Here is a 26002-nt window from a genome sequence, read left to right on the forward strand (position 1 = left end):
CAGGCGCCCGCCGCGGGCCCGCCGCGCGTTAGAATCCTCATGCAGCAGACCGGGTTTTCGAGGGTTCATCACATGTTCGGCATCGTCCATTTCGAGTTTTTCATCGTCGCGGTTTTTCTCCTGAACATCACGCCGGGGCCGGATACCGCTTATATCGTCGGGCGCAGCGTCGCCCAGGGCCGCGGCGCGGGGCTGATGTCGGCGCTCGGCATTTCGGCGGGCTGCTGCATTCACTCGCTGGCCTGCGCGTTTGGGCTGACCGCGCTGCTGGCCGCGTCGGCCACCGCGTTCACCATCGTCAAATTCGTCGGCGCGATTTATCTGATCTATCTGGGTGTGCGCCTGATCTTCACGAAGCCGGCCGCGGGTGCACCTGTCGGCGACGCGCGTGCGTCGTCCACGCCGAGGTCGCTGCGGCAGTTGTTCCTGCAAGGCTTCTGGACCAATGTGCTGAACCCGAAGGTCGTGCTGTTCTTCGTGTCGTTCTTCCCGCAGTTCGTGGCGACGGGCAGCGAACACAAGACCTTCGCGTTTCTGGCGCTCGGCGCGGTCTTCGTGCTGATGAGCATGGTCTGGAACAGCTTCGTCGCGTGGATCGCGGGCAGCGTCACGCAGCGTTTCTCGGGCAAGCCGACGGTCAAGCGTTGGCTCGATCGCAGCGTCGGCAGCGCGTTCGTGGGCCTCGGCATCAAACTCGCGACCGCCTCGCGGTGATTGAATTTTCCCGCGTCGCCCATATCTAACGTTTCGCTTACAATCTGGCGCCGCAATTGCGCGGCACGGAGATGAAGGCCACGCTCGGGGCAAGGAGTTGCAGACATGTTCAATTGGGTGAAAACCGCGATGTTGATGGCCGCGATTACGGCCCTTTTCATCGTGATCGGCGGGATGATCGGCGGGTCGCGCGGCATGATGCTCGCGCTCGTGATCGCCCTTGGGATGAATTTCTTTTCGTACTGGTTCTCCGACAAGATGGTCCTGCGCATGTACAACGCGCAGGAAGTCGACGAAAACAGTGCGCCGCAGTTCTATCGGATGGTGCGCGATCTCGCCACGCGCGCGAACCTGCCGATGCCGCGCGTCTACCTGATCAACGAAGACGCGCCGAACGCATTCGCCACCGGCCGCAATCCGGAGCACGCGGCGGTCGCGGCGACCACTGGCATTCTGCGCGTGCTGTCCGAGCGCGAAATGCGCGGCGTCATGGCGCACGAACTTTCGCACGTGAAGCACCGCGACATTCTGATCTCGACGATTTCTGCGACCATGGCCGGGGCGATTTCCGCGTTGGCGAACTTCGCGATGTTCTTCGGCGGCCGCGACGAAAACGGGCGTCCCGCGAACCCGATCGCGAGCATCGCGGTTGCGCTGCTCGCGCCGATTGCGGGCGCGCTGATCCAGATGGCGATTTCGCGTGCGCGCGAATTCGAAGCCGACCGTGGCGGCGCGCAAATTTCGGGCGACCCGCAGGCTTTGGCGTCGGCGCTCGACAAGATCCATCGCTATGCGAGCGGCATTCCGTTCCCGACGGCCGAGGCGCATCCGGCCACCGCGCAGATGATGATCATGAATCCGCTCTCGGGCGGCGGTATCGCGAACCTGTTCTCGACACACCCTGCGACCGAAGAACGCATCGCGCGTCTGATGGAAATGGCGCGCACCGGGCGCTTCGACTGAGCCGACGCGTCGATCCTGAAGTACTGAAGAGCGGGCCCGCGAGGCCCGCTTTTTTTTTTCGCACCGTTCGTCGCCACCGCGCGACAGCGTCTGCCGCCGCCCCCGCACGGCGGCGCCCCACCGGCGCCACGCTACAATGTGCGCTGATTGCGCCGCGCGCACCGTGCGGCTGGCCCTTGCTCCCTTCATGACTTCAAAGCCTTTTTCGCGTTCTGCTTCCTCGTCGGCGCGCTCGCGCGAATCCCGTTTGTCGGCGCTGCATCTGTCGCCCGAATCGCTCGGGTTCGCGCTCGACTGCGCGGCTCAGGCCGTCGGCGCCGTGCGTCTCGGCGCGGCCTTGCCCGCGGCGCTGCAAAGCGTGTTCGTGTCGATGCCCGACGGCAACGCCGCAGCGGCGCGCGGCGCGGTGCAGGACATCGCCTATCGCACGATGCGCCGTCTCGCGACCGCCGAGTGGCTGATTGCGAAGCTCGTGAAGAAAGCGCCACCGCCGCACGTCGCGCATGTGCTTGCGTGCGCGCTCGCACTGCTCGTCGACGACGAAGCGAGCGCCGCTTACACGCCGTTTACGGTCGTCGACCAGGCGGTCAGGGCGATCGGCGCGCGCCGCGAGTTCGGGTTCGCGAAGGGGCTCGTCAACGCGGTGCTGCGTAACTTCTTGCGCGAGCGCGACACGTTGCTCACCGCCGTGCAAGCCGACGAAGCCGCGCGCTGGAACTATCCGGCCTGGTGGATCGACGCGGTGAAGCGCGCATGGCCCGAGGCGTGGCAATCGGTGCTGGCCGTCGGCAACACGCAAGGTCCGCTGACGTTGCGCGTGAACGCGCGCCATTCGACGGTCGACGCCTATCTGCAAGAGCTGCAACGCCAGCAGATCGCCGCAAGCAAGGCCGGCGAGCACGCGGTCACGCTCGCCACGCCGATGCCGGTCGAGCGCATTCCGGGCTTCAGCGAAGGGGTCGTGTCTGTACAGGACGCAGGCGCGCAACTCGCCGCGCAATTGCTCGGCGTGCGTGACGGCATGCGCGTGCTCGACGCATGCGCGGCCCCTGGCGGGAAGACCGGCCATCTGCTCGAACTCGCCAACATTCAACTCGTTGCGCTCGAAAGCGATGCGTCGCGCGCGCGCCGCATCGGCGAAAACCTGCGGCGTCTGAAGCTCGAAGCGGAAGTGCGCATCGGCGACGCGGGCAACCCCGCGCAGTGGCACGACGATCTTGACCAACCGTTCGACCGCATCCTCGCCGACGTGCCATGCTCTGCGTCGGGCATCGTGCGGCGTCATCCGGATATCCGCTGGCTGCGTCGCCAGTCGGATATCGCCGCGCTCGTCGCCGAACAGCGCCGCATTCTCGACGCGCTGTGGCCGCTCGTGAAACCCGGCGGCGAGTTGCTTTACGTTACCTGTTCGGTCTTCCCCGAAGAAGGCGAGTTGCAGGCTCAGTGGTTTGGAAACCAGCATCAGGATGCGGTACGATTGGACGCGCCGGGGCAGCTTTTACCCTCAGTTGCTCGCGCGCCCGCCGACTCATCGGCCGGTTCTCATGCTGGACGACCCGCTGAATTCAGCGCCGGCACGAACTCAGACCACGACGGATTTTTCTACGCGCGCTTTCAGAAACGGTGACCATAAAACGCTTCTTCCCGCTTCGGCTCGCTGCCGTGCTCTGGATCGCGCTGGCCGTCTGGCTTGCAGCGCCGGGCGCGGCGCACGCTGACTCGATCGCGGTGCAGCGGGCGTCGCTGCAGGCCGACAACGGCGGCTGGAGTCTCGATGCGCATTTCGAATTCGAGCTGAACAGCAATCTCGAAGACGCGGTCAACAAAGGCATTCCGCTTTATTTCACGACCGATTTCGAATTGAGCCGGCCGCGCTGGTACTGGTTCGACGAGCAGCCGGTCAGCGTGTCGCAAAGCTTGCGGCTGTCGTTCCAGCCGCTCACGCGCGAATATCGCGTGTCGACCGTGCAGTCGGGCGGCTTGCAACTCGGCTTTTCCACGCTGAAGGATGCGCTCGCCGTGATCAAGCACGTGACGTCGTGGCACGTGATCGACCGCAATGAGGTGCGTGTCGGCGAAACCTATAACGCGTCGGTGCGCATGCAACTTGACATCGGGCTGATGCCCAAGCCGTTCCAGATCGACGCGGTGAACAACCGCGACTGGAATCTCGCCTCCGATTGGAAGCGCTTCACTTTCACGGCGGCCGATCGTGCTAAATAAAGTGCGCTCATCTTCCACCAGTGTCAGCAGCATCGTCGTGCGCGTGCTGGTGTCGACGGTCGCGGTCACGGCCGTGTTGCTGCTCGTATTGCTGGCCGCCGCGAGCGCGAACACCGAATTCTTCGACCGCTATTACCAGTGGCTGTACGCGGCCAACGTCGCGGTCGCGATGATCTTTCTGCTGGTGGTGGCGACGCTCGTCGTCATCATCGTCGTGCGCTTACGCACTGGCAAATTCGGCACACGGCTGCTCGCGAAGCTCGCGTTCTTCATGGCGCTGGTCGGCGTGGTGCCGGGCGGCATCATCTACATCGTGTCGTATCAGTTCGTGTCGCGCAGCATCGAGTCGTGGTTCGACGTGAACGTCGAAACCGCGCTAGCGTCCGGCCTCAATCTCGGGCGCGGCATGCTCGACGCGTCGCTATCCGATTTGCAGACGAAGGCGCGTCTGATGTCCGAGCAGATCGCGAGCGCGGATGCGGCCGGCACCACGCTGACGTTGCTGCGTCTGCGCGACCAGTTCGGCGTGCAGGACGCGACGATCGTCGAGCCGACCCGCAGCATGTCGGGCGCGACGCCGGACATGCACGTGGTCGCGCAGGCGTCCAGCAATTACGCGATGCTGCTGCCGAACGATCTGCCGACACCTTTGATGATCGAGCAGGCGCGAGGCCACGGCTATGCGGCGATCGAAGGCGAGGTGGACGGCGACGCCCACGCGCAGGGCGGCAAGGGCGCGCTGCGTCTGCGCGTGGTGCAGCGTATTCCCGATGCGAACGCATCGCTATTGCAGCCCGCCGAGCGCTTCCTGCAACTGACGCAGCCAGTTTCGACGACACTCGCGCGCAATGCCGACGCGGTGCAGCGCGCGTATCGCGAGTATCAGGAGAAGGCGCTCGGCCGCACCGGCCTGCGCAAGATGTACATCGGCACGCTGACGCTGTCGCTGTTTCTCGCGACCTTCATTGCGATGATGCTCGCGCTCGCGCTCGGCAATCAGCTCGCGCGGCCGCTGTTTCTGCTCGCGCAGGGCACGAAGGAAATCACCGAGGGGGACTACACGCCGAAGCGCGAAATCAAATCGCGCGACGAACTGGGCTTCCTGACTCAGTCGTTCAACGCGATGACGCGGCAGTTGGCGGAAGCGCGGGGGGCAGTCGAGAAAAATCGTATCGCGCTCGAACATTCGAAGGCGTATCTCGAGAGCATCCTCGCGAACCTGACCGCGGGCGTCTTCGTATTCGATCGGCAGTTCCGGCTGACCACCGCGAATCGCGGCGCCGAGCGGATTTTCCGTCAGCCGTTCCAGGCGGTGCTCGGTTCGTCGCTCGATCAGATCGGCGTGCTCGGCGATTTCGGCGCGATGGTGCGCAAGGCATTCGCCGATCGCGAAGCGGCGAGCGAAGACGGCCACGGCGACAACGGCCACTGGCAGCAGCAGTTCTCGGTGCCGGTGCCCGGGGAAACCGAGCCGCTCACGTTACTCGTGCGCGGCGCGCGTCTCGTCGCGGCGAACGAGCGCGACGCGGAAGACTTGCAGACCTCGGGCTACGTGATCGTGTTCGACGACATCTCCGACGTGATCTCCGCGCAGCGTTCGATCGCATGGGGCGAAGTTGCGCGGCGCCTCGCGCACGAGATCAAGAACCCGCTCACGCCGATTCAACTGTCGGCCGAGCGTTTGCAGATGAAGCTCGCCGACAAGCTCGCGCCGTCGGATGCGGACGTGCTGAAGCGCGGTGCGACGACGATCGTCAATCAGGTTGCGGCGATGAAGCAGATGGTCGACGATTTCCGCGACTACGCGCGCACACCGCCCGCGGTCCTCGCGCATCTGCAATTGAACGATCTGGTCAGCGAGGTGCTCACGCTGTACGGTATCGAGGAAGGCAAGGGCGTGATCCAGGTCGAGCTTGCGGCCTTGCCGGCAATACGCGGCGACGCGACGCAATTGCGTCAGGTGATCCACAACCTGCTGCAGAATGCGCAGGACGCGGTCGCGGAAGTCGCGCATCCGCGTGTTTTGCTCGAGACGAGGACAGTAGAATACGGAGACCCCGACGTGCAAGGCAAGGCGCGCGTCGCGGTACGTCTGACCGTGTCGGATAACGGACCGGGCTTCCCCGCGCGTATCCTCACGCGCGCGTTCGAGCCGTACGTGACGACCAAGGCCAAAGGTACGGGTCTGGGACTTGCGATGGTCAAGAAGATCGTCGACGAACATGGCGCGCGCATCGACATTCGCAATCGCATGAAGGCTGGCGACGTGATCGAAGGCGCGCAGATTTCGATTCTCTTCCTTCAACTGGCGGACGAGCCCGCGCAGCCGGGTGCACCTGGTTCGGGTGCGCATCCGGCGCATGGTGGCGCGTCGCAGGGAACGACAAAAGCAACAGTGCAGACAAGGGCAGCGTAAATGGCAACCATCCTGGTGGTAGATGATGAAATGGGCATCCGGGAACTGCTCTCGGAGATCCTCAGCGACGAGGGACACGTCGTGGAGGCCGCTGAAAACGCGCAGGAGGCGCGCGAGTTCCGGCTACGTCAGGCGCCGGACCTCGTGCTGCTCGACATCTGGATGCCGGACACCGACGGCGTGACGCTGCTCAAGGAATGGGCCGCGCAAGGTCAATTGACGATGCCCGTCATCATGATGTCCGGTCACGCGACGATCGACACCGCGGTCGAAGCCACCAAGATCGGCGCGCTCAACTTCCTCGAAAAGCCGATCGCGTTGCAGAAGCTGCTGAAGGCGGTCGAGCAGGGACTCGCGCGCGGCAACTCGGCGGCCGTGCCTGGCGGTGTGGCCGCGAAGCCGGCGTTGCCGGTCAGCGCATCGTCGGTCGCGTCGGCGGCCGCGTTGCCGATGCTTTCGGCCGATGGCGTCGGCGGCGGTGCGCTCGCCGCGCAAACCGCGTCCATCTCGTTCGATATTCCGCTGCGCGATGCGCGCGACGCGTTCGAGCGCGCGTACTTCGAATATCACCTCGCGCGCGAGAACGGCAGCATGACGCGCGTCGCGGAGAAAACCGGTTTGGAGCGCACGCATCTTTATCGCAAGCTGAAGCAACTCGGCGTCGATCTCGGCAAGAACAAGGGCGAGTGAGCGCGACGTGTTGCATGCAAACGCGGCCCGGCAATATTTTTTATGAAAGGGCTTGCTGAACTCCAGATCGCTTGATATAGTTTCGTTCTTCGTTGGCCCGGTAGCTCAGTTGGTAGAGCAGCGGATTGAAAATCCGCGTGTCGGTGGTTCGATTCCGCCCCAGGCCACCAGGATTCAGCCCCAGGAAATCGCCAGATTCCTGGGGCTTTTCCGTTTGGCGGACAAGTCGTCACTTTGGCTCGCCATGCAGTTGGAGCCGCGACGCGTTGGACAACAGGCGTCGGTGACATTCGGTGTCGCGTGATAAAATTGCGCCAGTTCAAGGACTTGCATGCAGGCGTCGCACGCGGTCGTATACCGCGCGAATGCGGTGCCGAGCGTATCGCACCGAAGCACCCAATCCTTCACCCGACGATCGGCGGTATAAGCGCCCAGCCACGTTCACGCGCAACGCGCGACCTATACTGCTTTGGGCCGGCACAATGCCGGCACACGTCGCGCCGCGTTGCTCGCATAGCGCACCTCGCGCAGCGCGACGTGGCGCTCTCATTCACGGAGTATCACGGTGATCCGCAAAGACGCTAAGCGTAGCGCGCTCGTGCTGTTTTCGGGCGGCCAGGATTCCGCCACGTGTCTCGCGTGGGCGCTCGATCGTTACGACACGGTCGAAACGATCGGCTTCGACTATGGTCAGCGTCATCGGGTCGAGCTCGAATGCCGCGAGGGGTTCCGTCAGGCCGTCGTGCGTGCGTTTCCGGCGTGGGCCGATCGTCTCGGCGACGATCACACGATCGACCTGTCGCTGCTCGGCGCGATCAGCGACACCGCGATGACGCGCGAGATCGAGATCGAAGCCACGGCCAACGGATTGCCGAACACGTTCGTGCCGGGCCGCAATCTGATGTTCATGACGATCGCCGCGGCCATCGCGTATCGGCGCGGTTTGCAGGTGCTGGTCGGGGGGATGTGCGAGACGGACTTCTCGGGCTACCCCGATTGCCGCGACGACACGATGAAGGCGTTGCAGGTCGCGCTGAATCTCGGCATGGACAAGCGTTTTGCGCTGGAGACACCGCTAATGTGGCTCGACAAGGCCGACACATGGCGTCTCGCGCACGAGCTCGGCGGCGACGCACTGGTGGAACTGGTGCGCGTCGAGACCCACACTTGCTACCTCGGCGAACGCGCCGAACTGCATTCATGGGGCTTCGGCTGCGGCGAATGCCCGGCATGCCGGTTGCGCAAACGTGGCTATGAGGCTTACCTCGCCGGTGAAAAAGTCACCGAGCCCGTGTGACGGTTCGCGCAAGAGCGCGCATCATTGATTCAGGAACACAGGACAGAAAGCAGCATGACGTACGCGGTCAAGGAAATCTTCTACACGTTGCAGGGCGAGGGCGCGAATGCCGGGCGGCCGGCCGTGTTCTGCCGTTTTGCAGGCTGCAACCTGTGGTCGGGCCGCGAAGAGGATCGCGCGGAAGCCGTCTGCCGTTTCTGCGACACCGACTTCGTCGGCACCGACGGAGAGAACGGCGGCAAGTACCGCACACCTGACGAACTCGTCGCGATGATCGCATCGCAATGGCCGCAAGGCGAGGGCGAACGCTTCGTCGTGTGCACCGGCGGCGAGCCGATGCTGCAGATCGATCAGCCGCTCGTCGACGCGCTGCACGCGGCCGGCTTCGAGATCGCGATCGAGACCAACGGCTCGCTGCCGGTGCTCGACACGATCGACTGGATCTGCGTGAGCCCGAAGGCCGACGCGCCGCTCGTCGTGACGAAGGGCAACGAACTGAAGGTCGTGATCCCGCAGGACAACCAGCGCCTCGCCGACTACGCGAAGCTCGACTTCGAGTATTTCCTCGTCCAGCCGATGGACGGTCCGTCGCGCGACATCAACACGAAGCTCGCGATCGACTGGTGCAAGCGTCATCCGCAGTGGCGCCTGTCGATGCAGACTCACAAGTATCTGAACATTCCCTGATTTGCCGTGCTGACGATTACCCGAAAACTCGAATTCGACGCGGGCCACCGCATTCCCGATCACCGCAGCCAGTGCCGCAATCTGCACGGCCATCGCTATGTGCTCGAAATCACGCTGCAAGGCGATCTGGTCGACACGGAAGGCGCGCCCGACCGCGGCATGGTGATGGATTTCGCCGACGTGAAGTCGCTCGCAAACGAGCACCTGGTCGACAAGTGGGACCACGCGTTTCTCGTCTACGAAGGCGACACGCAGGTGCGTGGCTTTCTCGACAGCATGGCGGGTCACAAGACGGTCGTGATCGATCGCATTCCCACGGTCGAAAACCTCGCCGCGATTGCATTCGATATTCTCGCGAACGTCTACGACGCGCACTACGGCGTGAACCTGCGCCTGCATAAAGTGCGTCTGTACGAGACGCCGAACTGCTGGGCCGACGTGGTCCGCGACTAGCTTCCCGCCTGAATCCACCCCGCCGCGCGGGCGGACTCTCGCGTTATTGTCACGGTATGATCGTTCCGACCAACACACGGAGCGAGACATGCCGGTCACCGCATCGCGTCGCAGCAGGCATCGAGGCCGTCAGCGCCCCGGTGCCTGCCTGATTCGCTATCTGGCCCCGCTTCGCATTGCAAACCTGCGCGAGGCCAGCCGATGAGCACCTTCACCAACTCCCTCAAACAACGTCTGAAGGACAACGCGCCGCTGTTCGGGCTGTGGTTGTCGCTCGGCAGCGAGGCCGCCGCCGAAGCGCTCGCGCACGCCGGCTTCGACTGGCTGCTGATCGACATGGAGCACGCGCCGAACGATAGCGGCGGCGTCGAGTCGCAATTGCGCGCGATCGCCGCCGCCCATCTGCCGAGCGAGCCGGTGGTGCGCGTGCCCGCGAGCGAGCCGTGGCTCGTCAAGCGCGTGCTCGACGCCGGCGCGCGCACGCTGATGTTCCCGAACATAGAATCCGCTGAAGACGCGGCACGCGCCGTGCGGCTCACCCAATATCCGACCGCGGAGGCGCTCGACGGCCTGCGCGGTGTCGCGGGCGTCGTGCGTGCGGCCGGCTACGGCATGCGACGCGACTACGTGCAGACGGCGAACGCACAAATCGCGACGATTGTGCAGATCGAATCGGCGCGCGGCTTGCGCGAGGTCGAGCAGATCGCGGCGACGCCGGGCGTCGACTGCGTATTCGTCGGGCCGGCCGATCTGGCCGCGAGCCTCGGCCATCTCGGTGACGCGAAGCACGCGGACGTGCAGGCGGCGATGGCGCGCATTGTCAGCGCGGCCGACCAAGCCGGCATTGCCGCCGGCATCTTCGCGATGGACGTGGCCGGCGCGCGGCAGCATCGCGACGCGGGCTTTCGCTTCGTGGCGCTGGCCGCCGACGTGATCTGGATGTTGCGCGCGACGCGCCAGGCATTACAGGAGGTGAGGTCATGAACGGCAGAGTGCAGGGGGGCGCCGGGCCGAGGATTGCGCGGGTGATCGCTCAAGTGATCATTACGGCGGCGGCGCTGCTCGCGAGTACCGCGTGGAGCGCCGCGTACGCACAGGATCACGTCGCCAGGTCGAACGATCCGCAGACGCAATCCGCGGTGGCCGATTACAACGCCGGCAACCTCGCCGCTGCGCTGACCGAATTCCGCGAGGCCGCCGAGCGCGGCAGCCGGCTCGCCCAGTTCAACTACGCGATGATGCTGCTCAACGGCGAAGGCACGCCGGTCAACGTCGACGAAGGCAAGAAGTGGCTGCGCAAGGCCGCCGACGCGAACATGTCGCACGCGCAATACGTGTACGGCAAGATGTACGACGATGGCGAGTTCGTCGAGCGCGACCCGGTGGAGGCGCATCGCTGGTTCATGAAGGCCGCCGCGCAGGGTCATGTGCAGGCGGAACTCGCGCTCGCGAATCAGTTCCTCGACGGACGTGGTACCGAGCGCGACAACAAGCAGGCGTTCGTCTGGTACAAGAAGGCGGCGCAGGGCGGCGACATGACCGCGCAGTATGTGACCGGCTCGTTCTACGAGCGCGGCGGCGATGGTGTCGACCGGAATCTGAATGTGGCGCGCGCGTATTACGCGGCCGCCGCGGCACAGGGCGATCCGGCCGCGCGCCTGAAGTATCAGCAGTTGAGCGCGCAGTTGCGCGATCAGAAGGAAGTGAAACCCCAGTAGTGAAGCAGCAATCAAGCAAAAGGGCGCTCGCAACGAGCGCCCTTTTGTCATTTTCGATTGCTGCGTGCCGTTGGCTACGCTTAGCTCTGCATCAACCGCTTCTGTCGCGCGACACTCATGATCAGCCCGGTCGCGACACCCAGTGTAGTCAGCGCGGTGCCGCCGTAACTCATGAACGGCAACGGCACGCCGACCACCGGCAGAACGCCGCTCACCATGCCGATATTGACGAACGCGTACGTGAAGAACGCCATCGTCAACGAGCCGGCCAATAATCGCCCGAACAAGGTCGCGCCATTGGCCGCGATGTAGAGCCCGCGCGCGATCAATAGCATGTACAGCGTGAGCAGCACGATCCCTCCCGCCAATCCGAACTCTTCCGAAAACACCGCGAAGATGAAGTCGGTGTGCTTTTCGGGGATGAACTCCAGATGCGCTTGCGTTCCCTTCAGCCAGCCCTTGCCGAGCGGGCCGCCCGAACCGATCGCTATCACCGCCTGAATCGTGTGGAAGCCTTTGCCGAGCGGGTCCGAGGTCGGATCGAGCAGCGTGCAGATACGGTGCTTCTGATAGTCGTGCATCAGCGGCCACTGCACTTCGGGCTGACAGATCTTGTCCTGGAACGCCGCGATCGACACAACCGCGATCACGCCTGCGATCAGGACCGGCACGATCAGCTTGAAACTCAGCCCCGCGAAGTAAATCACGAACAGGCCGGCGGCGAACACGAGCACGGCCGTGCCGAGGTCGGGCTGCTTCGCGATCAGGCCGACCGGCACGATGAGGATCGCGAAGCCGACCAGGTAGTCGTACCAGCGCATCACGCCTTCGCGGCGCTGGTAATACCAGGCGAGCATCAGCGGTGTCGCGATCTTCAGTATTTCCGATGGCTGGATCACCACGCCGACGTTGATCCAGCGCTTCGCGCCCTTGCGCGTGAGACCGAACATCGCGACCGCGACCAGTAACGCGATCCCGAACGTGTAAAGCGGGACCGCGAAGCGCATCAGCGTGTTGGGCGGCACATTGGCGAGCCCCCACATCAGCACGAAGGTGAGCAGGATGTTGCGCAACTGGTCTTCGACGCGGCCCGGCATATCGAGACTCGCGCTGTACAGCGTGACGATGCCGACGCACAGCAGCAGAAACACGATCAGGGCGAGCGGACGGTCGAAGCCCGCGAACATCCGCTTGATGCGGTCGAGCCAGGCGCGCTTGTCGAATTGCATGCCTTTCTCCTTATTCGTCGATACCGCCGGTGGCGGGCTGGCGCGGTGACGCGCCATGGACGCTGTCCTCGCGCGATGGGGCCGCGACGCTCGGCGCCGGCTCGCTGGCCGGACGGGGTTTGTGCGGGGCGTCGGACGTACGCGACGCGGATTTCTTTGCCGCGGCCGAAGCCGATGCCGGCCTGGCCGCCGACGCCGCCCGCGCCGCACTGGCCGAAGCCGCTGCCGGTGCGCTGGCCGGCACCGTTGCCGCCGCGCCAGCCGATGCCGCCACCGGCACGGACGCGCCGTTCGCGCCCGAAGCCGCAACAGCCGCCGACGCACCCGAGGCCGCCGCGGCAGCCGCCGCTCCCGGCACCGGCAGTGCCTTGAAGCCCGCCGCAATCCTGAGCGGCTGGGCGCCCTCTTGCTGCGCCGGCGTCTCACCGACCTGTGGCGCGGACGCCTCGGCGGTGTTCGATGCCGCTGCCGCGACGGCTGCTTCGACCACGCCGGGCTTGTTCTTGCCGACCAGGTAATAGTCGAGCACCCTGCGCGCGATCGGACCGGCCGCCTCCGCGCCCCAGCCGCCGTTTTCGACGATCAGCGCGAGCGCGATCTTCGGTTGCTCGACGGGCGCGAACGCGATGAACAGCGCGTGATCGCGCAAATTCTCAGCGATCGCGTGACCCTTGTAGTTCGCGCCTTGCAGCGAGTACACCTGCGCGGTACCGGTCTTGCCTGCCGCCTGGTACGCCGCGCCGGTGAACACTTTGGCCGCCGTGCCGTTCGTGATCACGCCTTCCATCGCATGCTTGATGAAGTCGATGTCCTGCTGCTTGACCGCGATCCTGTCACTCGGGTCGCGCACCACCGGCCGCGTGTCCTTCGTGATCGGATTCTCGATGTCGCGCACGAGGTGCGGCTTCATCACGACGCCGTTGTTTGCGAGCGTTGCGGTGGCATGCGCGAGCTGCAGGATCGTGAACGAGTTGTAGCCCTGGCCGATGCCGAGGCTGACCGTCTCGCCTTCGTACCACTTCTGCTGCTCGGGTTTGCGGTACGCGTGGCGCTTCCAGTCGGTCGACGGCAGGATGCCCTTCGCTTCGCCGGCGATGTCGATGCCGGTGATCTGCCCGAAGCCCCACGGTTTCATGAAGTTCGCGATGTTGTTGACGCCGAGATCGTGCGCGAGCATATAGAAGTACGTGTCGTTCGACACGACGATCGCACGGTTCATGTCCACCCAACCCTGGCCCGAGCGCACGTCGTTGCGGAACGTGTGGCCGCCGAACGTGTAGTAGCCGGGGTCCTGGAAGCCCCAGCTCGGCGTGCGCTTGTGCAGCGACAGCGCGGCGAGCGCCATGAACGGCTTGTAGGTCGAGCCCGGTGGGTAGGTGCCGTGTAGCGGCCGGTTCAGCAGAGGATGGTCGGGCGAGTTGTTCAGCTCGTCCCAGGTCTGCTGGTCGATGCCGTCGACGAATGAATTCGGGTCGAAGCTCGGCGCCGACACGAACGCGAGCACGTCGCCGGTGGACGGCTCGATCGCCACGAGCGCGCCGCGACGTCCGGCGAACGCCTGCTCGGCGACCTGCTGAAGGCCGATGTCGAGCGATAGCACGAGGTTGTTGCCCGGCGTCGCCTGGGTGCGCGACAGCGTGCGCACCGGGCGGCCGCCCGCCGTCACCTCGACTTCCTCGAAGCCGGTCTGGCCGTGCAGCTCGGTTTCGTAGCTCTGCTCGACGCCGATCTTGCCGATGTAATCGGTGCCCTTGTAGTTGTTCGCGTCCAGACGCGGATCGTAGTGGTCCGGATCGCTGTCGTTCTGATCGCTGGCGTCGTCGATGCGGTCCTGGTCGCGCTGCGAAATCCGTCCGATGTAGCCGATCACGTGCGCGGCGGTCGGCCCGAGCGGGTACTGACGGAACAGCCGCGCGCGCACTTCGACGCCGGGGAAACGGAAGCGCTGCGCGGTGAAGCGCGCGACTTCGTCGTCGGTCAGGCGCGTGCGGATCGGCAGACTTTCGAAGTTCTTCGAGTCTTCCTGCAGCTTCTTGAAGCGGCGGCGGTCGCGCGCGTCGATCGAGACTACCGTGGCGAGGTTGTCGACCACGTTATCGAGCGTGTCGTTCAGTTTCGAGGGTGTGATTTCGAGCGTGTAGGCCGAGTAGTTCTTCGCGAGCACGACGCCGTTGCGGTCGGTGATGATGCCGCGGTTCGGCACGATCGGCGCGACGGAGATGCGGTTTTCATCGGCCTGCAGCGAGTACTTGCTGTAGTGCCAGACCTGCAGGAACAGGAAGCGAAAGCCAATCAGCCCGAAGCAGACGAACACGAACAGGCCCGCCGCCGCGACGCGCAGGCGGAATTTCGTGAGCTGCTGTTGAGTGTCCTTGAATTCGGTCATGCGATTCTGCAAAGGGCCGGCATGCGGCCATCAAGAGTGTGCGCCCAAACTGGCCGCGGGCGGTGGGCCCGATGCGGGTTCAAATGGGGCGCGTATCGTCCGGGTCGGCGGGGCGGCGCTGCGGCATCAGTAGCAAGATGCTCGCGAGCGGCCACAGCGCGGCTTCGACGAAACCGTCGATCAGATAACTCCAGCCCGGAAACGCCGCACCGGTCAACAACCGGATCACGAACGGCACCAGTTGCGCGACGACGAGTAGCGGCATCACCGCGAAGGTTTGCACGCCGAGCGACATCCACAGCACGCGGCGGTGAATCGTGATCGCGCCGTACGACAGCAGCGTGTAGGCGAGCGCGTGCTCGCCGAGCAGGCTCGCGTTGTGCACGTCCATCAGCAGGCCGAGAAAAAACGCGATGCCCATGCCGACCTTGCGCGGCTGATGCACATTCCAGAACAGCAACACGAGCGCGACGAAATCGGGCACGCCGGCGAGACGCCCCCACGGCATCAGGTTCAGCAGGAACGCGGAAGCGAGGCTGAACGCGATGAAGTACGGGTTGACCGGCTGCAGGATGTATTGCGGGCGATTCATGGCTGAGCCCCCGGCTCGGCTTGCGGCTTCGCGTTCTTCGCGGCGGCCGGTTTGTCGGCTTTTCGGTCGGCTGCGGGCTTTTCGGACTTCTTGTCGGCGGCGGCTTTGGCCGGCGCCTTTTCCGTGGATTTTGTTGCGGGTTTTTCGGCGGGGGCTTTGTCGGCGGCGTTCTTGTCCGCCGACCTGGCGGCGGATTTGTCCGCCGCGCCCTTGCCTTCCGCGGCTTTGGCGCCCTTCTTCGCTTTCGCTTCTTTCGCGACGGTCGCCGCGTCGGGCTCGTCGGCCGGGCGCGGTGGCGCGGTGTTCTGGACGTGCAGCACCAGCACCTGACGCGCGCCGCGCACCGCCGCGACCGGCAGACTGACCACGCGGGCAAACGCGGTGTCGGCCTGCCTGTCGACGCGCACGACCTTCGCGACCGGCAGCCCCGGCGGATACACGCCGTCGAGACCGCTGGTGACGAGCTCGTCGCCGGTCTGCACGTCGGCGCTGATCGGCACGAAGCGCAGATCGAGCGTGTCGCCCTTCGGCGTGCCGTAGATCACGCTGCGCAAGCCGGTGCGCAGGATTTCGACCGGCACCGCCTGGTCCTTGTCCGTCAGCAGCGTGACTTCGGCCTGCAGCGGGAACACCCGTGTGACCTGGCCGATCACGCCGTCCTCGTCGACGACCGGCGAGCCGTTCTGGATGCCTTGCTGCGCGCCGCGTCCGATCACGACCTTCTGCGTGAACGGATCGCGCGTGTCGTACTGGATTTCGGCGGGAAGCGATTGCGTGGTCAGCTGCTGCGACAGTTGCATCAGGGCGCGCAGATGACTATTTTCGGCAGCGAGCGACGCGGCCGTGTTGGCCTGCTGCGACAGCTGCAGGTCCTTCTCGCGCAGCTTCGCGTTTTCGTTGCGCAGCGTGGCGCTCGTCACGGCGAGGTCGGCGGCGCCCATGAAGATGTCGCGCGGCACGAGCGCCGCGCGCTGCAACGGATAAAGACCCGCGCCGAGCACGCCGCGGACGATTTCGAGCGTCTGGAAGCGGGCGTCGGAGATCAGCAGGGCGAGCGCCAGCACGACGAAGAACACCAGTCGCGCGAGAGCGGAGGGGCCTTGCTTGAACAGGGGCGGCGGACTGTATTCCATGGTCGGCGCCGGGGGCGTGAGCGGTTGGGTGAGACGGCGGCGCGCTAGGCAAGCGCGTTCAGCGCGCGGAGGCTGGTCGGCCCAGCCAACGACAAAGCGGCCCGCAAGGGGCCGTGTGCCAGATCCGCGCTACTGACATGGGAGGAAGGCTCGCTTACTCGTACGAGAAAATGCTGCCGAGCTTGTCCATGCGCTCGAGCGCCATGCCCGAGCCGCGCACGACGCAAGTCAGCGGATCTTCGGCGACGAGCACCGGCAGGCCGGTTTCTTCGGCGAGCAGTCGGTCGAGATCGCGCAGCAGCGCGCCACCGCCGGTCAGCATCATGCCGCGCTCGGCGATGTCCGCGCCGAGTTCCGGCGGCGTTTGTTCCAGTGCGATCTTCACCGACGACACGATCTGGTTCAGCGGATCGGTCAGCGCTTCGAGGATTTCGTTGCTGGAGATCGTGAAGCTGCGCGGAATGCCTTCCGACAGATTGCGGCCCTTCACTTCCATTTCCTTGACTTCGGAGCCCGGGAACGCGGAGCCGATTTCCTTCTTGATGGCTTCGGCGGTCTGCTCGCCGATCAACATGCCGTAGTTGCGGCGGATGTAGTTGACGATCGCTTCGTCGAATTTGTCACCGCCGACGCGCACCGAGCCCTTGTACACGATGCCGCCGAGCGAGATCACGCCGACTTCGGTCGTGCCGCCGCCGATGTCGACGACCATCGAACCCGTTGCTTCCGACACCGGCAGGCCCGCGCCGATCGCGGCGGCCATCGGCTCTTCGATCAGGTACACCTGCGAGGCGCCCGCGCCATGCGCGGCTTCCTTGATTGCACGGCGCTCGACCTGGGTCGAACCGCACGGCACGCAGATGATGATGCGCGGCGACGGCGAGAACATGCGCGATTCGTGAGCAGTCTTGATGAACTGCTTGATCATCTGCTCGGTGACGGTGAAGTCGGCGATCACGCCGTCTTTCATCGGGCGGATCGCCTCGATGTTGCCCGGCACCTTGCCGAGCATCTGCTTGGCTTCCTTGCCGACTGCCTGAATGGTCTTCTTACCGTTCGGGCCGCCTTCCTGGCGGATCGACACGACCGACGGTTCGTCGAGAACGATGCCCTTGCCGCGCATGTAGATAAGCGTGTTGGCGGTGCCGAGGTCAATGGCCAGATCGTTGGAGAAGTAGCTGCGCAAAAAACCGAACATTCAAAATCCTGTCTCGCTGGGGGCCGGGCCTCGCACCGTATGCGTAGGACGGCAGCGGAATAAATAACAGCTTCAACCGGGCGGTAGCGACGCCACATGAACTTGAAGCCGCGGGGGAGTCTACCGGAGGCCGTTGCAAAGCCAGGGCGGAAAACGCCGGACGTTCTTTGAATTGTCCGTAAGGCCTTGGTAAGTCGGTCCGGGTTTGGGTCGAACGCGTAATCATACCTTATAATTTTGGATGTTTTGAAGGAAACGGAGCGTACATTTTGCCGTTGCCGCTCCTTTTTCCAGATTGTCCTATCTTGTCGTAACCCGCTGTTAAAGCGCGACTTTTTAACTGTAGTGACATTCCACCCTTTCCGGTGATTGCATGGCTCTGACCCTGACCGATGTAAAACGCATCGCGCATCTCGCGCGGCTCGAACTGGCCGATTCCGACGCCGAGCACACGCGTGCCCAGCTCAATGATTTTTTCGGCCTCGTCGAGCAGATGCAGGCGGTCGATACCACCGGCATCGCCCCGCTTGCCCACCCGATCGAGCAGATCGAAGACGTCGCGCTGCGTCTGCGCGACGACGCCGTCAGCGAGACGGTCGAGCGCGAGGCTTTCCAGCGCCCCGCGCCGGCCGTTCAGGACGGCCTGTACCTCGTGCCGAAGGTGATCGAATAAGACCCGTCGGGCAGACCCCGGGTCCGGCGCCGGCACGAGCCTTTCGTGCGCAGGCGCGCGGCTTCGCCGCGAGCCGTGCCGGGCCGTCTGCCGACGGGCAACCGACCGCCTCCACGGCAGCGTGACCACGCTGCCGCGCTTTCCAGGATAAAACGCAATGCATGAAAAAAGTTTGACCGAACTGCGCGCCGCGCTCGCGGCCAAGGAATGCTCCGCAGTCGAACTGGCGCAGCTGTACCTGAAGCGGATCGACGCGGCCAACAGCCTGAACGCGTTCATCCAGGTCGATCCCGAACTGACGCTCGCGCAGGCGAAAGCCGCCGACGCGCTGCTGCACACCGGCCACGCCGGCCCGCTCGTCGGCCTGCCGATCGCGCACAAGGACGTGTTCGTCACGAAGGGCTGGCGCTCCACGGCCGGCTCGAAGATGCTCGCGAACTACGAAAGTCCGTTCGACGCGACCGTGGTCGCGCGTCTGCAGAACGCCGGCATGGTGTGTGTGGGCAAAACCAACATGGACGAGTTCGCGATGGGCTCGTCCAACGAGAATTCGTACTTTGGGGCCGTGCAGAATCCGTGGGACCGCAAGGCCGTGCCGGGCGGATCGTCGGGCGGCTCGGCGGCCGCCGTGGCTGCGCGTCTCGCGCCCGCCGCGACCGGCACCGACACCGGCGGCTCGATCCGCCAGCCGGCGTCGTTCTCGGGCATCACCGGCATCAAACCGACGTATGGCCGCGTGTCGCGTTACGGCATGATCGCGTTCGCGTCATCGCTCGATCAGGGCGGCCCGATGGCGCAAAGCGCCGCGGACTGCGCGACGCTGCTCAACGCGATGGCCGGCTTCGACGAGCGCGACTCGACGAGCCTGTCGCACGAACACGAGGACTACACGCGCTACCTCGGCAAGTCGTGGCGGGACGGCGGCGCGGACAAGCCGCTCGCCGGCCTGCGCATCGGCCTGCCGAAGGAGTACTTCGGCGCCGGTCTCGCCGACGACGTGCGCGCATCGATCGACGCCGCTCTGAAGCAATACGAAGCGCTCGGCGCGACGCTCGTCGAGGTGTCTTTGCCGAAAACCGAACTGTCGATCCCGGTCTACTACGTGATCGCGCCGGCCGAGGCCTCGTCGAACCTGTCGCGTTTCGACGGCGTGCGCTTCGGCCACCGCGCGGCCGAGTACCGCGATCTGCTCGATATGTACAAGAAGTCGCGCGCCGAAGGCTTCGGCCCCGAAGTGAAGCGCCGCATTCTGGTCGGCACCTACGTGCTGTCGCACGGCTACTACGACGCGTACTACCTGCAGGCGCAGAAGATCCGCCGCATCATCGCGCAGGACTTCCAGGAAGCGTTCAAGCAGTGCGACGTGATCATGGGACCGGTCGCGCCGTCGGTGGCATGGGACATCGGCGCGAAGGGCGACGACCCGGTGCAGATGTATCTGGCCGACATCTACACGTTGTCGGTGAGCCTCGCCGGCCTGCCGGGCATGAGCGTGCCGTGCGGTTTCGGCGCGGGCGCGAATGCGCAGCGCCCGGTCGGTCTGCAGATCATCGGCAACTATTTCAATGAAGCCCGGATGCTTCAGGTGGCCGACGCGTTCCAGCGCGCGACCGACTGGCACCGTCAGGCACCGGCAGGAGTGTGAGCACCATGACCAAACAATGGGAAGTCGTGATCGGTCTGGAGACCCACACGCAGTTGTCGACGCATTCGAAAATCTTCTCGGGCACCGCGACGCAATTCGGCGCCGCGCCGAACACCCAGGCCAGTCCCGTCGATCTGGCGTTGCCGGGCACGCTGCCCGTGATGAACCGCGGCGCGGTCGAACGCGCGATTCAGTTCGGCCTCGCGATCGGCGCAACGGTGGCGCCGCGCAGCATTTTCGCGCGCAAAAATTACTTCTACCCCGATCTGCCGAAGGGCTATCAGATCAGCCAGTACGAAATCCCCGTCGTGCAGGGCGGCCAGGTGACGATCCAGGTGCCGGCCAATGAAAAGACGGGCACGGAAGCGTACGAGAAAACCATCAACCTGACCCGCGCCCACCTCGAGGAAGACGCGGGCAAGTCGCTGCACGAAGACTTCGCGGGCATGACCGGCATCGACCTGAATCGTGCCGGCACGCCGCTGCTCGAAATCGTCACCGAGCCGGAAATGCGCAGCGCGGCCGAGGCCGTTGCCTACGCGAAGGCGCTGCACACGCTCGTCGTGTGGCTCGGCATCTGCGACGGCAACATGCAGGAAGGCTCTTTCCGCTGCGACGCGAACGTGTCGGTGCGTCCGGTCGGCCAGAAGGAATTCGGCACCCGCACCGAGACCAAGAACCTGAACTCGTTCCGCTTCCTCGAAGAAGCGATCCAGTACGAAGTGCGTCGCCAGATCGAGCTGATCGAAGACGGCGGCACGGTGGTGCAGGAAACGCGTCTGTACGATCCGGACAAGCGCGAAACGCGCTCGATGCGCAGCAAGGAAGACGCGCACGACTACCGCTATTTCCCCGACCCCGACCTGATGCCGCTCGTGATCGACGCCGCATGGGTCGAGCGCGTGAAGAGCGAGATGCCTGAGCTGCCGGAAGCGATTCAGCGGCGCTTCGTGTCGCAGTACGGCCTCACACCCTACGACGCGAACGTGCTGACCTCGAGCAAGGCGACGGCCGCCTACTACGAAGCGGTGGTCGCGAAAGTCGGTCCGGCCAACGCGAAGGTCGCGGCGAACTGGGTGATGGGTGAAGTGTCGTCGCAGCTCAATCGCGAAGGCCTCGACATTGCCGCGTGCCCGGTCTCGGCCGCGCAGCTCGCGGTGATTCTGCAACGCATTGCCGACGGTACGATCTCGAACAAGATCGCGAAGGAAATTTTCCTCGCGATCTGGGAAGAGAAGGCCACCGACGAAGCCGCCGCCGATCGCATCATCGAGGCGAAGGGCCTGAAGCAGATCTCGGACACCGGCGCGCTCGAAGCGATCATCGACGAAGTGCTCGCCGCGAACCAGAAGTCGGTCGACGAATATCGCGCCGGCAAGGAAAAGGCGTTCAACGCGCTGATCGGCCAGGCGATGAAAGCAACCAAGGGAAAGGCCAACCCTGCTCAGGTCAATGAATTGCTCAAGAAAAAGTTGTCCTGAGTTGAAGTGCCGCGGCCGGGCGTGATCACGGCCGTGTCACCACGGGCCGTTGCCGGATCGAAGCAGGGCAACGGCCCGTTTTATTTTGCGGACCCGCTTCAGCCGGTTAAGCGTAGACCACGGAGTGTGTGCATGACAAATCATCCCGATCTCGACGATTTCCGTGTGCCGTACTTCGACGACGGCAAGAAGAAGAACCACTTCTCGCTCGACCATTACGATCCGAAGGCGAAGCCGTTTTCGAGCGGCTCGAAAGACGCGGACCGCGCGCGTCTGTCGGAAGTGGGCCTGCTGCTCGACAACCTGCAGGAGCGGCTGCACGCGCAGCGCAAGCGTCGCGTTCTGCTGGTGCTGCAAGGCATGGACACGAGCGGCAAGGACGGCACGATCCGCGCGGTTTTTCACGAAGTCGACCCGCTCGGCTTGCGCATCGTGCCGTTCAAGGCGCCGACGCCCGTCGAACTCGCGCACGACTTCCTGTGGCGCGTGCATTCGCAGGCACCCGCGGCCGGCGAGCTGACGATCTTCAATCGCAGTCACTACGAAGACCTGCTCGTGCCGACCGTGCAGGGCGAACTCGACGCGGACGAGTTCCAGCAGCGCTGCTGCCACATCCGTCAGTTCGAGCAGTTGCTCGCCCACAGCGGCGCGACGATCGTCAAGTGCATGCTGCATATTTCGAAGGACGAGCAGCGAGTGCGTTTGCAGGAGCGCATCGACGATCCGCTGAAGCACTGGAAATTCGACGTGTCGGATCTCGATGCGCGCAAGCAGTGGGACGCATATCAGTCCGCGTATCGCGACGCGCTGGCCGCGACGTCGACCGAATACGCGCCGTGGTACGTGATTCCGGCCGACTCGAAGACGCATCGCAACGTGATGGTCGCCCAACTGCTGCTGCGCACGCTCAATGCGCTGAAGCTCGAATATCCGCCAGCCAAGGAAGCGCTGAAGGGCGTCAAGGTCGAGTGAACGCGGCCTCGCCCTTTGGCTTCAGAAACGAATCGAACAAAAGAGGAACGACATGTTGCGTGTGATTACCGCCAACCTCAATGGCATCCGCTCGGCGGCGAAGAAGGGCTTTTTCGAATGGTTCGGCGGACAGGGCGCCGACGTGCTGTGCGTGCAGGAAATCAAATGCTCGCAGGACGACATGACGCCGGAGTTCATGGCGCCGCACGATTTCACCGGCTATTTTCAGCACGCGGTGAAGAAGGGGTACAGCGGCGCGGGCGTCTATACGCGTCATGAGCCGGACGAAGTGGTGATCGGCTTCGGCAGCGAGGAGTTCGACCCGGAAGGGCGCTATGTCGAGCTGCGTTTCGGCAAGCTGTCGGTGGTCTCGGTGTATGTGCCGTCGGGGTCGAGCGGAGACGAGCGCCAGCAGGCCAAATTCCGTTTCATGGACGAGTTCATGCCGCATCTCGCCGAGCTGGCGAAGGAACGCGAGGTGATCGTATGCGGCGACGTGAACATCGTGCACAAGGAAATCGACATCAAGAACTGGAAGAGCAACCAGAAGAATTCGGGCTGTCTGCCCGAAGAGCGCGCGTGGCTCGACAAACTGTTCGACGAAGTCGGCTATGTGGACGTGTTCCGCACGCTCGACCAGCGGCCCGAGCAGTACACGTGGTGGAGCAATCGCGGTCAGGCGTATGCGAAGAACGTCGGGTGGCGGATCGATTACCAGATCGCGACGCCGGGCATCGCAAGCAAGGCGAAGCGCACCGACGTGTTTCGCGACATCAAGTTCAGCGACCATGCGCCGCTGACCGTCGACTACGACCACAAGGTCAACAAGTAAGCCCACCAGCCGCGGCGCGTGCAGCGCCGTGGCCCGCCAGCAGTCGGTAGAAGCGGGGTGTCAGTCGCGCGCCGTCTTGCGGGTCGGCCGGCCGATGCCCGCGTAATCGGGCAACTCATCGACGCTCTTGCCGATTGCCTTCGCATACAGCGACAGCATGTCCGGCAGCCGCTTGATGATGTCGTCGCGGCGCGCCGGTGTGTACGGGTGCACGTAGATGAAGCCCTGCTCGCGATTGCCGCGCGTCGCTTGCGCGAGCTTGTCCCACAGCGTGACCGCCGCGCGCGGATCGAAGCCGGCGCGCGACGCGATATCGCTGCCGATCACGTCGGCTTCGGTTTCGTCGGTGCTCTCGTACTTCATTTCCAGCAGACGCGAACCGATGCCTAGCGGCGCCATGCCCAGGTCGGCGAGTCCGAACAGTTGCGGGATCGTGCCGGACGAATCGAGCTGGCTCGCCTGCAACTGACCGAGCCGCATGCGCGCGTGCTCGCGCAACGCGTGCGCGATCTCGTGGCCGATCAGCATGCCGACCTCGTTGTCGTTCAGGCGCACGCGATCGAGTATCCCGCTGTAGACGACGATCTTGCCGCCCGGCAGGCAGTACATGCGGATGTCGTTCGAGCGCACCACCGCGACTTCCCACTTCCAGCCCTTGGCTCGCTCGTTCCATTTCAGCGAGTACGGAATCATCCGGTCGATGATCGAGCGCACGCGCGTCACGCGCGCGTCCGTGTCGCCGTACAGGCGGTTCGCGTGGCTGGCGCCGTAGACGATCTGGCTGAACTCTTCGGCGGCCTGCGCCTCGAGCATCGACGACGGGATCAGGTTGCGGAACACCATGTAGCCGCCATAGCGCAGTTGGGGGCTCACGTAGTAGGGCGGCGGGACAGCCGCGGGGGCCGACGCGCCGGCGCTCGAAGCGTTGCCGCTAGCGCCGGACGCGCCCGCGGCACCGGCGTTGGCGCCGGTGCTGTTATTCGCGCCAGGGTTGGCGCCGCCGGCGCCGCTGTTGTTGCCGGCCGCAGCCGAGGTCGCGTTTTCGGCGCTGGCGCCGCTTGGCGCGGACTTGGCCGCAGGCGTCGGGGCCGGGGCCGGGTTGGCTGTCGCACCGCTCGTGGTCGCGGCGGCGGCAGCGGGCGCGGGCGCTTGCGCGCCGCTCACCGGGCTGGCGCCAGTCGCTGGTGTGCCGGCCGCATAGGCGCCCATCGGCATCGCCAGCGCGACGCTCGCGCAGCCGAGCACGCCTGCGGCGCTGAGTGCGGTGCGGCGCGCGCGGGTCGGAAACGGTACCTTCACGACCGGTCCCTCCACGGCGCGATGCGCACCAGCAGCAGCATGCCCGGCACCGCGAGCGCGGTACAGAGGATGAAATAGTCGGACCAGCCGATCCGCGCGACCACAAAGCCGCTCGCCGCCGACGCGAGCGTGCGCGGCACCGACGCGAGGCTCGTGAACAATGCGAACTGCGTCGCGGTGTAGCGCGGATCGGTGGTGCTCGCGATGTATGCGGTGAACGCGGCCATCGTCAGACCGGTGGCGAAGGTCTCGAAGCCGTACACCAGCGCGAGCGCGACCGAGCGCGGATCGAGCTGCACGCTCCAGTCGATGCCGACCAACGACAACAGCTTCGTCGTGCCCTGGCTCAGCGCGACGGCGATGTTGTAAATCGCGGCAAGTCCGGGTGAATCCGGGCCGAGATGCGCGAGCCACGCGAAGCCGAGCGTCGACACCATCTGCAGCAAACCGAAGATCCACAAGCCACGGCCGATGCCGATCCTCATCAGCCAGATGCCACCGATGATGCCGCCCGCGAGACTCGCGCCGAATGCCGTGGTCTTCGCGATCACGCCGATCTGCGTGCGCGAAAAGCCGATGTCGAGGAAGAACGATGTGGACAGCGTGGTCGCCATCGTATCGCCGAGCTTGTAGAGAAAGATGAAGCCGAGCACGAAGAGGGCACCGCGCCAGCCGTCGCGCTGAATGAATTCCCTGAACGGCTCGACGATCGCCTCGCGCAGATTCTTCGGCGGCTGGCCATGCACCTCGGGCTCGCGCACGACCAGCGTCATCAGAACGCCAGGCAGCATGAACGCAGCCGTCACGATGAACACGGTGCTCCACGGCAGATGATCGGACAAAATCAACGCCAGCGAACCGGGCACGAGCGCCGCGATCTTGTACGCGTTCACGTGCACCGCGTTGCCGAGGCCCTGCTGCGTGTCGCTGAGCAATTCACGCCGGTACGCGTCGATCACGATGTCGGAGCTCGCGCCGAAGAACGCGACCAGCGCGGTCAGCGCGGCGACGCTCCAGATCGCTTCGCGCGGCGACACGAAACCGAGCGTCGCCATCGCGCCGGCCACGAGCAATTGTGTGACGAGCATCCAGCCGCGCCGTCGGCCGGGCCGCCAGCCGGGCACGCGCGGCACGTAGCGGTCCATCAGCGGCGCCCACACGAATTTCCAGGTGTACGGAAACTGGATCAGCGCGAACAGGCCGATTTCCTTCAGATTGACGCCTTCCGAGCGCAGCCACGCCTGCACGAGGTAGACGAGCGTAAACAGCGGCAATCCCGAGGTGAAGCCGAGAAAGACGCAAATCAGCATGCGCGTATTCAAAAACGCGCGCCAGCCGGGATGTTCTTCGTGAGCGGTAAGTGCGGGCGCCTCGTGCGGCGGGTTCGACATGTGGATAACT

The 26002-nt window shown here is 64.9% G+C and carries 23 protein-coding genes and 1 tRNA gene; 17 read left to right on the forward strand and 7 right to left on the reverse strand.

Annotated elements, in window-relative coordinates; genetic code table 11:
• Window positions 1-72: 72 nt before the first annotated feature.
• From AB3X96_RS01415 to AB3X96_RS01470, 12 genes are all read left to right on the forward strand, one after another.
• Window positions 73-714, forward strand: coding sequence for a LysE family translocator (locus AB3X96_RS01415; protein WP_368588319.1), 642 nt, complete (start codon window positions 73-75; stop codon window positions 712-714).
• 105 nt (window positions 715-819) lie between these two features.
• Window positions 820-1677, forward strand: coding sequence for a zinc metalloprotease HtpX (htpX, locus tag AB3X96_RS01420; protein ID WP_013088049.1), 858 nt, complete (start codon window positions 820-822; stop codon window positions 1675-1677).
• Window positions 1678-1864: 187 nt separating this feature from the next.
• Complete coding sequence (rsmB, locus tag AB3X96_RS01425) at window positions 1865-3304, forward strand: 16S rRNA (cytosine(967)-C(5))-methyltransferase RsmB (RefSeq protein WP_368588320.1); 1440 nt, start codon at window positions 1865-1867, stop codon at window positions 3302-3304.
• Window positions 3301-3900 carry a DUF4390 domain-containing protein gene (locus AB3X96_RS01430; protein WP_368588321.1) on the forward strand — a complete coding sequence of 200 codons (600 nt, stop codon included), beginning with the start codon at window positions 3301-3303 and terminating at the stop codon, window positions 3898-3900. Before rsmB ends, AB3X96_RS01430 begins: the two co-directional genes overlap by 4 nt.
• On the forward strand, window positions 3890-6316 hold the full coding sequence (locus tag AB3X96_RS01435; RefSeq protein ID WP_368588322.1) for an ATP-binding protein: 2427 nt from the start codon (window positions 3890-3892) through the stop codon (window positions 6314-6316). Before AB3X96_RS01430 ends, AB3X96_RS01435 begins: the two co-directional genes overlap by 11 nt.
• On the forward strand, window positions 6317-7006 hold the full coding sequence (gene esaR, locus AB3X96_RS01440; RefSeq protein WP_176109833.1) for a response regulator transcription factor EsaR: 690 nt from the start codon (window positions 6317-6319) through the stop codon (window positions 7004-7006). It begins immediately after the preceding gene.
• Between the two features lie 94 nt (window positions 7007-7100).
• A tRNA-Phe gene (locus AB3X96_RS01445) sits at window positions 7101-7176 on the forward strand.
• Between the two features lie 395 nt (window positions 7177-7571).
• Window positions 7572-8303, forward strand: coding sequence for a 7-cyano-7-deazaguanine synthase QueC (gene queC / locus AB3X96_RS01450; protein ID WP_176109832.1), 732 nt, complete (start codon window positions 7572-7574; stop codon window positions 8301-8303).
• A 54-nt stretch (window positions 8304-8357) separates the two neighbouring features.
• Complete coding sequence (queE, locus tag AB3X96_RS01455) at window positions 8358-8990, forward strand: 7-carboxy-7-deazaguanine synthase (RefSeq protein ID WP_013088055.1); 633 nt, start codon at window positions 8358-8360, stop codon at window positions 8988-8990.
• 9 nt (window positions 8991-8999) lie between these two features.
• Complete coding sequence (gene queD / locus AB3X96_RS01460; RefSeq protein WP_026228977.1) at window positions 9000-9443, forward strand: 6-carboxytetrahydropterin synthase QueD; 444 nt, start codon at window positions 9000-9002, stop codon at window positions 9441-9443.
• Between the two features lie 201 nt (window positions 9444-9644).
• A complete protein-coding gene (locus AB3X96_RS01465) occupies window positions 9645-10427 on the forward strand; it encodes an HpcH/HpaI aldolase/citrate lyase family protein (RefSeq protein ID WP_176380653.1) in 783 nt (260 codons plus the stop codon).
• Window positions 10424-11161: a tetratricopeptide repeat protein gene (locus AB3X96_RS01470; RefSeq protein WP_176109830.1), complete on the forward strand. Its 738-nt coding sequence runs from the start codon at window positions 10424-10426 to the stop codon at window positions 11159-11161. The genes AB3X96_RS01465 and AB3X96_RS01470 overlap by 4 nt, the downstream gene beginning before the upstream one ends.
• Window positions 11162-11241: 80 nt before the next feature.
• Here the strand turns inward: AB3X96_RS01470 and rodA are convergent, their stop codons facing one another.
• The 5 genes from rodA to AB3X96_RS01495 all read right to left on the reverse strand — a co-directional run bounded on the left by rodA (window position 11242) and on the right by AB3X96_RS01495 (window position 17699).
• Window positions 11242-12390, reverse strand: coding sequence for a rod shape-determining protein RodA (rodA, locus tag AB3X96_RS01475; RefSeq protein WP_368588323.1), 1149 nt, complete (start codon window positions 12388-12390; stop codon window positions 11242-11244).
• 10 nt (window positions 12391-12400) lie between these two features.
• Window positions 12401-14776, reverse strand: coding sequence for a penicillin-binding protein 2 (gene mrdA, locus AB3X96_RS01480; protein WP_368588324.1), 2376 nt, complete (start codon window positions 14774-14776; stop codon window positions 12401-12403).
• 79 nt (window positions 14777-14855) lie between these two features.
• Window positions 14856-15368 carry a rod shape-determining protein MreD gene (mreD, locus tag AB3X96_RS01485; protein ID WP_176109827.1) on the reverse strand — a complete coding sequence of 171 codons (513 nt, stop codon included), beginning with the start codon at window positions 15366-15368 and terminating at the stop codon, window positions 14856-14858.
• A complete protein-coding gene (gene mreC, locus AB3X96_RS01490; protein WP_368588325.1) occupies window positions 15365-16501 on the reverse strand; it encodes a rod shape-determining protein MreC in 1137 nt (378 codons plus the stop codon). The genes mreD and mreC overlap by 4 nt, the downstream gene beginning before the upstream one ends.
• Window positions 16502-16655: 154 nt before the next feature.
• Entirely contained in the window at window positions 16656-17699 is a 1044-nt protein-coding gene (locus AB3X96_RS01495) for a rod shape-determining protein (protein WP_004189550.1), read from the reverse strand.
• 373 nt (window positions 17700-18072) lie between these two features.
• Between AB3X96_RS01495 and gatC the strand changes: the two genes are divergently transcribed.
• The 5 genes from gatC to AB3X96_RS01520 all read left to right on the forward strand — a co-directional run bounded on the left by gatC (window position 18073) and on the right by AB3X96_RS01520 (window position 23302).
• Window positions 18073-18372 (forward strand): Asp-tRNA(Asn)/Glu-tRNA(Gln) amidotransferase subunit GatC, encoded by a 300-nt coding sequence (gatC, locus tag AB3X96_RS01500; RefSeq protein WP_176109825.1) that lies wholly within the window; start codon window positions 18073-18075, stop codon window positions 18370-18372.
• 157 nt (window positions 18373-18529) lie between these two features.
• Window positions 18530-20017, forward strand: coding sequence for an Asp-tRNA(Asn)/Glu-tRNA(Gln) amidotransferase subunit GatA (gene gatA, locus AB3X96_RS01505; protein WP_176380657.1), 1488 nt, complete (start codon window positions 18530-18532; stop codon window positions 20015-20017).
• 5 nt (window positions 20018-20022) lie between these two features.
• Window positions 20023-21498 carry an Asp-tRNA(Asn)/Glu-tRNA(Gln) amidotransferase subunit GatB gene (gene gatB, locus AB3X96_RS01510; protein ID WP_368588326.1) on the forward strand — a complete coding sequence of 492 codons (1476 nt, stop codon included), beginning with the start codon at window positions 20023-20025 and terminating at the stop codon, window positions 21496-21498.
• A gap of 132 nt (window positions 21499-21630) precedes the next feature.
• A complete protein-coding gene (locus AB3X96_RS01515; protein WP_368588327.1) occupies window positions 21631-22470 on the forward strand; it encodes a PPK2 family polyphosphate kinase in 840 nt (279 codons plus the stop codon).
• 52 nt (window positions 22471-22522) lie between these two features.
• Window positions 22523-23302 carry an exodeoxyribonuclease III gene (locus tag AB3X96_RS01520; RefSeq protein WP_368588328.1) on the forward strand — a complete coding sequence of 260 codons (780 nt, stop codon included), beginning with the start codon at window positions 22523-22525 and terminating at the stop codon, window positions 23300-23302.
• Window positions 23303-23362: 60 nt separating this feature from the next.
• On the opposite strand, the gene AB3X96_RS01525 is transcribed toward AB3X96_RS01520, so the two are convergent.
• The gene (locus AB3X96_RS01525) at window positions 23363-24601 is read right to left on the reverse strand and encodes a M48 family metallopeptidase (protein ID WP_368588329.1); all 1239 of its coding nucleotides are present in this window, start codon (window positions 24599-24601) and stop codon (window positions 23363-23365) included.
• On the reverse strand, window positions 24598-25992 hold the full coding sequence (locus AB3X96_RS01530; RefSeq protein WP_368588330.1) for an AmpG family muropeptide MFS transporter: 1395 nt from the start codon (window positions 25990-25992) through the stop codon (window positions 24598-24600). The genes AB3X96_RS01525 and AB3X96_RS01530 overlap by 4 nt, the downstream gene beginning before the upstream one ends.
• Window positions 25993-26002 lie beyond the last annotated feature (10 nt).

It is taken from the genome of Paraburkholderia sp. BR13439 (genome assembly GCF_040948805.1).
Taxonomy (GTDB): Bacteria; Pseudomonadota; Gammaproteobacteria; order Burkholderiales; family Burkholderiaceae; genus Paraburkholderia; species Paraburkholderia youngii.

Bases quoted from the DNA above. Each gene is read 5' to 3' on its own strand.
- AB3X96_RS01415 (WP_368588319.1), top strand. From the start codon at position 73: ATGTTCGGCATCGTCCATTTCGAGTTTTTCATCGTCGCGGTTTTTCTC.
- htpX (WP_013088049.1), top strand. From the start codon at position 820: ATGTTCAATTGGGTGAAAACCGCGATGTTGATGGCCGCGATTACGGCC.
- rsmB (WP_368588320.1), top strand. From the start codon at position 1,865: ATGACTTCAAAGCCTTTTTCGCGTTCTGCTTCCTCGTCGGCGCGCTCG.
- esaR (WP_176109833.1), top strand. From the start codon at position 6,317: ATGGCAACCATCCTGGTGGTAGATGATGAAATGGGCATCCGGGAACTG.
- queE (WP_013088055.1), top strand. From the start codon at position 8,358: ATGACGTACGCGGTCAAGGAAATCTTCTACACGTTGCAGGGCGAGGGC.
- AB3X96_RS01465 (WP_176380653.1), top strand. From the start codon at position 9,645: ATGAGCACCTTCACCAACTCCCTCAAACAACGTCTGAAGGACAACGCG.
- AB3X96_RS01470 (WP_176109830.1), top strand. From the start codon at position 10,424: ATGAACGGCAGAGTGCAGGGGGGCGCCGGGCCGAGGATTGCGCGGGTG.
- rodA (WP_368588323.1), bottom strand. From the start codon at position 12,390: ATGCAATTCGACAAGCGCGCCTGGCTCGACCGCATCAAGCGGATGTTC.
- mrdA (WP_368588324.1), bottom strand. From the start codon at position 14,776: ATGACCGAATTCAAGGACACTCAACAGCAGCTCACGAAATTCCGCCTG.
- mreD (WP_176109827.1), bottom strand. From the start codon at position 15,368: ATGAATCGCCCGCAATACATCCTGCAGCCGGTCAACCCGTACTTCATC.
- mreC (WP_368588325.1), bottom strand. From the start codon at position 16,501: ATGGAATACAGTCCGCCGCCCCTGTTCAAGCAAGGCCCCTCCGCTCTC.
- AB3X96_RS01495 (WP_004189550.1), bottom strand. From the start codon at position 17,699: ATGTTCGGTTTTTTGCGCAGCTACTTCTCCAACGATCTGGCCATTGAC.
- gatC (WP_176109825.1), top strand. From the start codon at position 18,073: ATGGCTCTGACCCTGACCGATGTAAAACGCATCGCGCATCTCGCGCGG.
- gatA (WP_176380657.1), top strand. From the start codon at position 18,530: ATGCATGAAAAAAGTTTGACCGAACTGCGCGCCGCGCTCGCGGCCAAG.
- gatB (WP_368588326.1), top strand. From the start codon at position 20,023: ATGACCAAACAATGGGAAGTCGTGATCGGTCTGGAGACCCACACGCAG.
- AB3X96_RS01515 (WP_368588327.1), top strand. From the start codon at position 21,631: ATGACAAATCATCCCGATCTCGACGATTTCCGTGTGCCGTACTTCGAC.
- AB3X96_RS01520 (WP_368588328.1), top strand. From the start codon at position 22,523: ATGTTGCGTGTGATTACCGCCAACCTCAATGGCATCCGCTCGGCGGCG.
- AB3X96_RS01530 (WP_368588330.1), bottom strand. From the start codon at position 25,992: ATGTCGAACCCGCCGCACGAGGCGCCCGCACTTACCGCTCACGAAGAA.